Origin of the sequence: Pedobacter sp. (genome assembly GCF_045628745.1) — a bacterium.
Taxonomy (GTDB): Bacteria; Bacteroidota; Bacteroidia; order Sphingobacteriales; family Sphingobacteriaceae; genus Pedobacter.
Window position 1 is genome coordinate 1 of sequence record NZ_JAZQPU010000180.1, and the last position, 10,527, is coordinate 10,527.

Annotated in this window: 7 protein-coding genes; all 7 read left to right on the forward strand. The window is 36.4% G+C overall.

Annotated features, from left to right (window positions below; genetic code table 11):
• On the forward strand, window positions 1–409 hold a 409-nt coding region (locus ACR2F7_RS07135), incomplete at its 5' end, for a RagB/SusD family nutrient uptake outer membrane protein (protein WP_432712894.1).
• Between the two features lie 284 nt (window positions 410–693).
• Window positions 694–3,558, forward strand: a complete 2,865-nt coding sequence (locus ACR2F7_RS07140; RefSeq protein WP_432712895.1) for a glycosyl hydrolase — start codon at window positions 694–696, stop codon at window positions 3,556–3,558.
• Window positions 3,559–3,569: 11 nt separating this feature from the next.
• A complete protein-coding gene (locus tag ACR2F7_RS07145; RefSeq protein ID WP_432712896.1) occupies window positions 3,570–5,048 on the forward strand; it encodes a glycoside hydrolase family 28 protein in 1,479 nt (492 codons plus the stop codon).
• A 2-nt stretch (window positions 5,049–5,050) separates the two neighbouring features.
• A complete protein-coding gene (locus ACR2F7_RS07150) occupies window positions 5,051–5,791 on the forward strand; it encodes a glycosyl hydrolase family 28 protein (protein ID WP_432712897.1) in 741 nt (246 codons plus the stop codon).
• A gap of 10 nt (window positions 5,792–5,801) precedes the next feature.
• Complete coding sequence (locus ACR2F7_RS07155) at window positions 5,802–7,271, forward strand: glycoside hydrolase family 28 protein (protein WP_432712898.1); 1,470 nt, start codon at window positions 5,802–5,804, stop codon at window positions 7,269–7,271.
• 87 nt (window positions 7,272–7,358) lie between these two features.
• Entirely contained in the window at window positions 7,359–9,197 is a 1,839-nt protein-coding gene (locus ACR2F7_RS07160) for a CocE/NonD family hydrolase (protein ID WP_432712899.1), read from the forward strand.
• A 4-nt stretch (window positions 9,198–9,201) separates the two neighbouring features.
• Entirely contained in the window at window positions 9,202–10,482 is a 1,281-nt protein-coding gene (locus ACR2F7_RS07165) for a M28 family metallopeptidase (protein WP_432712900.1), read from the forward strand.
• Window positions 10,483–10,527 lie beyond the last annotated feature (45 nt).

Sequence of the window (10,527 nt, forward strand, 5' to 3'; positions counted from 1 at the left end):
TGACAAAAAAGATGTGAATACAAGGGTAACTTGTTATTACATGCGTGTTTCTGAAGTACTACTTATGAAAGCTGAAGCGCAGGCACAATCTGGAGATGCTGGTGCTGCAAAAGCCACTTTAAATGTTTTGCTTGCCGCACGCACTAAACAAGGACAGACACCTCTGACTTGTGATACTTATGCCTCTATGGCTGGCATGACACCACTACAAATGGTTCAGTTACAATCACGAATTGAACTATGGGGAGAAGGTGGCCATGAATTCTATAACAATAAACGTTGGAATATTGCGGTAGATAGAACCAGCTCTGCCAATCATATTGATAAATCAACTTATCCGGTAGCGAAGATGACTTTGCAAATTCCAATGGATGAAATGTTATATAACGAAAAGGCAGTTCAAAATTAATTGTTAATCCTTTTAAGCAGTGAACCTTTGGTTCACTGCTTAATTTAAATTTGATATTTCTACGTTTGAGATCTTGCCTTTCCTAAAGGCAGCACAATCTCTATCAATAACTGCATATCTACAGCAGTAGTTTATGCTGCCAATAATGACCACAATTACAACATTAAATCTGCACTACAGAACCACTGCATTAATAATTGATAAGATAAATTAATCAATGCAAGCAATTTATGGACAAAAACACCTTTTCATGTCCTTAAATTATCTAAAACCAACACTAATACATGAACAGAAGAGCTTTTATCAAGAATACATCAATAGCTACCTCCTCCATATTTTTTTTCAATCAATTTGAATCTTTAGCTGTTCAAAAATCACATCCTGATTTATATAGTCTTTTCAAAAATCCGCCGTCTCCATACAGACCCTTTGTACGTTGGTGGTGGAATGGCAATAAAGTAAAAAAAGAAGAGCTGTTCAGGCAACTGGCTTTACTCAAAGATGCTGGAATAGGAGGAGTAGAAATTAATCCAATTTCTTTCCCTGGTAAAGCGGATGATATGGGCATTAAGTCCTTGCGCTGGTTAAGCGACGAATGGATTAACATTGTTAGAGACACTTGCCAGGAAGCTAAGTCAAAAGAGATGACCTGTGACCTTCTCGTAGGGTCAGGCTGGCCCTTTGGGTCCGAAGATTTGAAAGAGGAAGAAAGGGGAGAAGTTCTGCTCGTTTTTGCCGAAAAGGTGGAGGGGCCCATGGTGTACGAAACGAATAAATACAGCATATATAGCAGTGTTGATCCGCAGGTTACAGATAAGAACCCATTGCGATCTCCAACTTTATTAAATATAAAATTATCTCCCGATCCGGTGACTGCCATAGAGACGGCAATTGATTTTTCGAATCAAATCAATAATGACATCATCAGAATAGATGTACCGGAAGGAAAGCATTGTATCTATGCAGTAGTGAGATTTAAATCATTTGCCAAGGTTATTAATGGTGCACCAGGAGCCTCGGGTGCCATATTAAATCACTTAAATAAGAAAGCTGTTGAGGACTACTTAAACAGGATGTCTTCTACTATCCAAGGGAAAATCGGTCCATTGTCTAATTACCTCAGGGCACTATTTACTGATAGCATGGAGTTAGAGGGCTGCAATTGGTGTGATGATTTTCCTGAAGAATTTAAAAAAAGATGTGGATATGATCTGATGCCTTATTTGCCTTTTATTATGTTTAAAGTAGGTCGTCTGGGTGCAGTAGTTGATGTGAATTATGGCGCTAAAAAGTCTCCTGAATTAAGCGATATTTTGAGAAAAGTAAGATTCGACTTTGAATATACCAAAGCAATATTACTCCGTGAAAGATTTACAGAGGTTTACTTGAACTGGTGTAAAAAGTTACAAGTAAAATCCAGGGCCCAGGCTTATGGGCGTGGTTTTTTTCCACTGGAAACAAGTTTAGGCTATGATATTCCTGAAGGGGAATCATGGACTACCAATTACTTAAGGCACAAGCTTGGTGAAGAGATGCCTGATGATGATTATCGCAGAGGTAGAGGCTATACCATGATCAACAAGTATGTTTCTTCGGCCGCACATTTAGCCGGAAACCGTATGGTAAGCTGTGAAGAGATGACAAATACCTACCAGGTTTTTAATGAAACTTTAGAATTACTAAAACTTGGTTCAGACCAGAGCATTATGTCTGGCATTACGCATTCTATTTGGCATGGATTTAATTATTCGCCAAAAGAAGCTGCATTTCCCGGCTGGGTTCAGTATGGCTCTTATTATAATGAAAAAAATAATTGGTGGCCGTTTTTTAAATACTTAAATGACTATAAAGCAAGATTGTCATCACAGTTGCAAAACGGAACATACTATAGTGATATTGCTATTCTTCCTGCCAATTATGATTTATGGGCCAATAATGGGGTGCAAACAGATCCTTTCCCTGAGCTATTGAATGTTCCCTATACTTCTTTATTATGGGAGGCGATTCATAAAAACGGTGGCGCTGCAGACTATATCACAGATATGATCTTGTCACAGAGTGAAATTAAAAAGGGAAAAATAGTTTATGGTAAAAAATCTTTTGGTACCCTATTCCTACCTGCCGTTGAAAGCTTGAGCGAGTTGGCTATACAAAAAATTGAACAGTTTGTAAAAGGTGGTGGCAAAGTAATTTGTATAGAGAAATACCCCTCGAAAGGACTTGGGTTTTTGAATTGGCAGCAAAAGGATTTAGCTATCCAAACAACTATTGATCGTTTAAAAACACAATTTGCAGATCGGTTTATTTTAATTGACAAGCCTTCAGATCATAAATTTTTAGAATGGTATTCCCTACTCGTAACAACGCATCAACTTCCAACTTATTTAAAAATTGCATCTCCTAATAGGTACTTCATGCAAGTTCGTTATCAGCGAGATGATGGAAGTGAAATGTTTTTCTTTCAAAATGCACATCGATACGATGCTTATGAAGCAAAAATTATTTTTGATCGCAAAAAGATTAATGGAAAATATGCCTGGATATGGGATCTTGATACTGGAGAGCGTTTTAGATTAAAATTAACTAACGACACTACTTTTGAATATAACTTTGGTCCTACAGCCTCTTTGCTCTTGATTTTTGATGACCATAAAGATGGAGAGTACTGGAAGCCGCTGCCTCATTCAGGTAAGTCAACTTTAAACCTTGATCAATCCTGGAATTTAGAATTGTTACATAGCTTAGATAGTAGTGTGAAGAACATTAATCTTGACCAGGTTATCGATATGAAGGACCATAAAGAACTGGTTAATTTCTCTGGCAAAGCAATTTATCGTAAACAAATTACCCTCACTGATCGCAAAAATTATATCCTAAACCTGGGTAGGGTTTATGGCATCACCTTATTATATGTCAATCAAAAACAAATCGGCATAAAATGGTATGGCAGAAGAGTTTTTGATATCTCTAAATACATCCAAAAAGGTGTAAATGAGATTGAAATTCATTTGGTGACGACGATGGGTAACTATATGAAAACTCTAACAGGTAATGAAGTTGCACAACATTGGGTAAATAGGAAAGGAAGAGAGCAAGAAATACAATCAATGGGAATTGTGGGACCTATAGAAATTTACGAACAAAATTAAACTTATTTGAAATGAAAAATATATTGATAATTATATGTGTTTTCCTCAGCTCAAATCTATTTGCAAAAGATTATCCAGCGAAAGATTTTGGCATCCAGTTGGATGGAAGGACGCTAAACAGTAAATCAATTCAGGGTGCTATAGATTATATTTCAAGCCATGGAGGCGGTAGACTTGTTTTTTCTGCAGGAAGCTATGTTTCCGGGACAATCTACCTTAAATCTAATGTGACTTTACATCTGGAAAGTGGAGCAAGCCTATTAGGGTCTAATAATCCTTTTGACTATATCAAAGATCCCACGGTTAATTGGCAGTCGCTGATTTTTGCAATCAAACAAGAAAACATTGGAATTACAGGACCAGGAATGATTAATGGAAGAGGATTCACAACGGCGATCAATGCGCTCAATAATGCACATCGTGGTATTTTTAAAGATGATTTAAAGTATGATCGCATTAGAGAAAATAACCGTCCGGAGAATATTTATTTCAGAGAATGCAAAAATATTATTATTAAGGACATTACGCTAAAAGACCCCGGAAGTTGGAATCAAACCTATGACCAATGTCAAAATCTTTTAGTTGAAAATATCACTGTTGATAGTAAATCTTACTGGAATAATGACGGTATCGATATTGTTGATTGTAAAGATGTTATTATTCGCGATTCCTATTTTGATGCTGCAGATGATGCCATATGTTTTAAGTCACATGATGTAAATGCCGTGTGTGAAAATATATTGGTGGAAAACTGTACGGCCAGATCAAGTGCAAGTGCCTTGAAATTTGGTACCGCCTCAAGAGGTGGATTTAGAAACATAACGGTGAAGAACCTGAATGTATTTGACACGTATAGATCTGCCATTACTTTTGCTGCGGTTGATGGAGGATTTATTGAAGACATATTGGTTGATGGTGTAAGGTCCATCAATACTGGAAATGTAATTTATTTACGCATTGGTGATCGCTGGACTAAAGGTAAAAAACCTTATATGAAAAATGTGGTGATTAAAAATGTATATGCTGAGGTTCCTTTAAATAAACCAGATGCCGGATATAACTATGAGGGGCCTATTGAAGACCTTCCCCGAAACATTTCACCGGCAAGTATCATTGGTTTGCCTCAGTATAAAATCGAGAATGTGACAATTGAAAACGTAGAAATCAGGTATCCTGGTGGTGGAGATCCATTTTATGCACAGCGTGGTTTGACTTCAAAGGAACTAGACAGTATTCCGGAAATGCCGCTTGCCTATCCTGAATTTTCGCAATTTAAAGAGCTTCCGGCATGGGGTTTTTATTTAAGGCATGCAAAGGGTGTCACCTTTAAAAATGTTGTATTTAAAGCTGAAAAGGCTGACTACCGTCCGGCAATTGTAACTGACGACCTGCAGGATTCAAAATTTATAAATGTTCAAATTGTTGAACCAAAGGCTGAACATAAAAAGCAGATTTTCCTCTATCATTCTCCAAGCACAAAGATTCAATAAATATGAAAAACATTATCATCCTATTATTCGCTTGCATAGGCTTTTTAAGCCCACTAAAGGCACAAGAATACAATGCATCTTTGTTTGGATGCGTGTCAGATGGCATCACTAACAATACCTCATCTATTCAGTATGCAATCAATTTTATTGCAGAAAAAGGAGGGGGAAAGTTAAACTTTTATGTAGGTCGTTATTTAACAGGAGGCTTACATTTAAAATCAAATGTGACGATTGAACTTCATGAAGGAGCTGTTCTTTTAGCGAGTCCGAATTTCTACGATTATGTTAAAAATGATGGTGGTTATACCTTAATCAGTGGTGAAAATGTAACGCAGGTCAGCATCATAGGCAAGGGAGTAATTCAAGGTCAGGTAGAACCTTTGCTTAGCCATTTAAATGGATTAATAGAAAAAGGATATTTATTGAATAAACAGGATGCTTATTTGCCATCATTGCTGGCATTTACAGATTGTAAAGATGTGAAGATCGATGGTGTTTATTTTAGTAATTCGCCCTCTATTGTCCAGAAGTATGTGAGAACGAGTAACCTGGAGCTTTCCAGTCAGACGATCAACAGCAGGGTAGCAAAAGACAGCAAAGGAATTGTGCTGATCAATTCTACATCCGTAAAATTAACGAACCTCTTCATTGATACCTCTGGAAAGGCATTTGTATCTGACACGAATAATCAATTTTCTTTAGTTGAAAAAGTAGTTTTACCTAATGGAAGTTCAGCTTTATAAATAAAAAAAAATGAAAAATATACGCTATATATTAACCATTCTCATTCTATTATCTTCTATCACTGCTTTTTCCGAAAACATTTATAATGCATCATTCTTTGGCATAAAGTCCAATGGATCGACAATGAATACAAACTCTATACAAAAAGCGGTCAACTATATCCATGAAAAAGGGGGAGGAACGCTGAGGTTTTATGTTGGAAGGTACTTAACAGGGACTATTGAGCTAAAATCTAACGTAACGATACTTTTAGAAGAAGGAGCTGTCATTGTAGGGTCTACAAATATTTATGATTATAATATTGATGTAGCCAATACAGCATTGTTTTACGCTAAGGGTGTAAGTAATATTGGTATTAAGGGTAAAGGTGTGATCGATGGACGTGGACGTGAAGTAGCATATGACCTGCTTGACCAAATTCATAAAGGACTCATTGTAGATGACATTAAATATGACCGACCTACCAATCGTCGTCCTAAAGCTATTTATTTCAGGGAATGTAAACAAGTCAATATTGATGGTATTCATATCTATAATGCAGCCGAATGGGTACAGGTTTATGATCAATGCGAACAAGTAATTATAAATAATATCACTGTTAAAAGCACCGAGTTTTGGAATAATGATGGTATTGATATTGTTGATTGTAAAGATTTCAAGTTGTTAAATTCTTATATAGATGCGGCTGATGATGCTATCTGTTTAAAATCACATGACCGAACCAAAAGATGTGAAAATATAGAAATTCGTAATTGCGTTGCGCGCTCCAGTGCCAATGGAATTAAATTTGGAACGGTATCCGCTGGTGGCTACAAAAATGTAAAAATTATCAATAATAAAGTTTACAATACTTTAAGATCAGCTTTGACGATTGCCTGTCCGGATGGAGGAATTGCAGAAGATATTTTTGTAGATAGTCTATACGCTTATCATACCGGAAACCCTATTTACTTACGGATGGGTTCCAGATGGAACAACCAACGAATAGGAGGCATGAAGAATGTTGTTATCCAGAATCTATATGCTGAAATCACGGCAGATAAACCTGATAAAGGCTATGTTTATGAGGGACCGATTGAAGATAATCCAAGAAATACTTCTCCTTCAAGTATTGTAGGTTTAAAAAACATGCTCATCGAAAATGTCAAGTTGAAGAATGTTACAATTATCTATCCCGGAGGTGGAAATCCAAATTTTGCTTATAGAGGAACTTCAAAAGATGATTTAGCAGCTATCCCTGAAATGGAAAATGCATATCCCGAATTTTCGCAGTTTAAAGAGCTGCCAGCATGGGGCTTCTTCATTAAACATGCTAAAAATATTTCCTTTGAAAACGTGAAATTAATTGCTCAAGACGCTGATTACAGGCCAGCTGTTGTTTTGGATAATGTCAATGGATACCACTTCATTAAAATGAATATTAAAGAAAGCAGCAAGCAAAAGAAGAAGCAAATTATACTGAATAATAGTCATCCATAAATTTATAAGCTTAAAGATCCCCTTTTAGAGCGATTAATGATTTATAAGGGGGATTTACATTTATGATGACAGTTAAAAAAAATATAAATGAAATTATCAATTAGTACAATAAGTTGTGTTCTTTTCCTAACTATTATGGTGAAAGCGCAAACTAAGGATGATACCTTATTTGTTAAAAATAATTATAAAAAGCAAGAGATTTATATCAGGATGCGTGATGGGGTGAAGTTGTTTACGACCATTTATTCACCTAAAGATGAAGGGAATAAATATCCCATTATGCTGATGCGCACACCCTATAGTCTGGCTCCATATGGTGTGCAAAATATGAAGATACCCATTGGTCCGAATATGGATTTCACGCGGGAGGGTTTTATTTTTGTTTACCAGGATGTTAGAGGTAAGTATATGTCTGACGGCGATTTTATTGCTAACAGGCCTATCCTATCTGCCAGGAAGAATAAAGATGCAGATGAGTCTACAGATACTTATGACACGATTGATTGGTTGATTAAAAATGTTAAATCTAACAAAAAGGTGGGGATTTGGGGAATATCATCGCCGGGGATGTATGCCTCTATGTCTTTGATTGGTAGTCATCCAAATTTAAAAGCAGTGTCTCCCCAAGCACCAGTTACAGACTGGTTTTTAGGAGATGACAGGCATCATAATGGTGCTTTGATGCTGATGGGAAGCTTTTCATTTCTGTCATCCTTTGGTAAGTTGAGGGATTCAATTTCTACAAAGCACCCGGGAGGTTTTGGTAATTATGGGTACATGGATGCTTATAATTTTTACTTAAAAACAGGTGCTTTAAAGAATTTTAATGCTAAATATCTACATCAAAAAAGTGTACTATGGAATGAGATGATGGATAATCCTAATTACAATGAATACTGGGAGGAAAGAAGTTACCTGAAGCATATCAAGAAAAATTTTCCGGCTGTGTTGGTGGTTGGAGGATGGTTTGACCAGGAAGATCTTTATGGTCCTCTGAAAACTTATGCTCATTTATCAAAGTTGCCAGCCTCTAGCCCAACACACCTGGTGATGGGGCCCTGGTATCATGGTTCGTGGACCCGTGGCCTGGGAGATTCCTTAAAAGTTGTAAACTTTAATCAGCCTACCGCCAAACAGTTTAGGGAAGAAATGGAACTGCCTTTTTTTAAACAACATTTAAAGGGCAATGATACAGCACATCTGCCAGGAGCAAAAATATTTTTTACGGGAAGTAACCAATGGGAATCTTTTAAACAGTGGCCGCCAGCAGCGGTTAAGCAGCAGTCCCTTTACTTAAATGAGGGAAAGAAGTTATCTTTTAACCATCCTATTTCCAGCCAGACTGCATTCGATGCTTATATCAGTGATCCTCATTCCCCGGTGCCATATACCAATGAAAAGACGGTTTTAAGAGGATTTAAATATATGTTTGAGGATCAGTATTTTGCAGCTAAAAGAACGGATGTCTTAGTCTATGAGTCAGAGGTGCTGACAGATGACGTTAAAATTGGGGGGAATTTACAAGCTGAGCTATACGTGTCTTCAACAGGTACAGATGCGGATTTTATTGTTAAACTAATAGATCTATACCCTTATGACAGTAAGTCTCCAATGGCGGACTATCAGCTTTTAGTTCGGGGTGAGGTGATGAGGGCAAAGTTCAGGGATAGTTTTGCTGAACCTAAGCCTCTAGTACCTCAGGAAGTAACAAAGTTACGCTTCGATATGCAAGATGCTGCTCATGTCTTTAAAAAGGGACATAAAATAATGGTACAGATTCAAAGTACCTGGTTTCCGCTGGTTGATCGAAATCCCCAACAGTTTTTAAATATTAATGAGGCTGAAGATAAAGATTTCTTGAAACAAGAGCATCGTATATATTTCAGCAAAGAATATCCTTCACAAATTATATTACCCATTAATTAAACCTATGAAAATCAGAATTTTAGTTTATTTTATTGTTTTACTTTCCTTTTCACAAACTCAAGCACAAGAGGAGTACGCCCGGTATATTGTTAAAGAATTGACAGCGAAGTCTTATCATGGAAGGGGCTATGTTTTTGACGGTGATCGTAAAGCTGCTCAGTTTTTAAGAAATGAATTTAAGAAATACAAAATTCAACCGCTTGGAGATGATTATTATCAATATTACAATTTATCAGCGAATACATTTCCCACCGCACCTAAAGTCACGATCAATGGTAAGAAATATACTTTAGCTGTAGATTACCTTATCGATGCGGCATGCCCTGCAATCGATGGGAAGTTTGCCATTGAAGTTCTGGAATTGACATCACCAGATCCACAAGTTATAGCCAGTATAATTAACAACCGTAATTTAGAGCATAAGCTATTATATATTGATGAGGATCTTGCTTTAACTCATATGAAAGCTCCTCAGTTAAGAGAAGTTATAGATCAGTTGAAGAATGCCGGATTTCATAAAGGTCTTATCTTGAATTCAAAACAAAAGTTGAAATGGAGATCATTAACCTACCAAAATAAAAAGGCAAGCATCAATACACAATCTTTATTTTTAGATGCAAAAGTTAAAAACGTTGCGCAGCTTAAAATTTCACCTCAATTAAATCCTGAATACCAGACGCAGAATGTATGTGGTTTCATTAAAGGTACCGGTGGTTCTGATTCTACAATTGTCATTACAGCTCATTATGATCATATTGGTGCAATCGGTAAAAAAGTGTATTTTCCCGGCGCTAATGACAATGCAAGTGGAACTTCAATGTTAATGTATTTAGCAAAGTATTATGCTGAACATGTTCCTAAATACAATGTGGTATTCTTAGCTTTCTCAGGAGAAGAAATTGGCTTATTAGGCTCTAAACATTATGCAAAAAATCCTTTACTGGAATTGGGTAAAATTAAATTTCTGTTGAATTTAGATATGGCGGGCACTGGCGATGAAGGGGTTCAGGTAGTTAATGGAACTATATTCAAAAAGGAGTTTGATACATTAGTTCGGTTGAATAAAGAGCACAATTTAATGCCTCAGGTAAAGGTGAGGGGACCTATGGATCGTTCTGATCATTTTCCTTTTTATGAAAAATCAATACCTTGTTTCTTCTTTTATACACTTGGTGGTATTGATGCTTACCATGATATTTACGACAGGTATGAGACTTTACCTTTTACGAAGTTCAATAATTATGCAAAGTTGCTTATTTATTATATTGATCAATATAATAAATAAGCAAATATAAGCTGTTTTTCTTCAATCAAATTGGTTGCTTTATGA

Excerpts from the sequence above, each read along its gene's own strand:
- ACR2F7_RS07140 (WP_432712895.1), top strand. The coding sequence starts at position 694 with ATGAACAGAAGAGCTTTTATCAAGAATACATCAATAGCTACCTCCTCC.
- ACR2F7_RS07145 (WP_432712896.1), top strand. The coding sequence starts at position 3,570 with ATGAAAAATATATTGATAATTATATGTGTTTTCCTCAGCTCAAATCTA.
- ACR2F7_RS07150 (WP_432712897.1), top strand. The coding sequence starts at position 5,051 with ATGAAAAACATTATCATCCTATTATTCGCTTGCATAGGCTTTTTAAGC.
- ACR2F7_RS07155 (WP_432712898.1), top strand. The coding sequence starts at position 5,802 with ATGAAAAATATACGCTATATATTAACCATTCTCATTCTATTATCTTCT.
- ACR2F7_RS07160 (WP_432712899.1), top strand. The coding sequence starts at position 7,359 with ATGAAATTATCAATTAGTACAATAAGTTGTGTTCTTTTCCTAACTATT.
- ACR2F7_RS07165 (WP_432712900.1), top strand. The coding sequence starts at position 9,202 with ATGAAAATCAGAATTTTAGTTTATTTTATTGTTTTACTTTCCTTTTCA.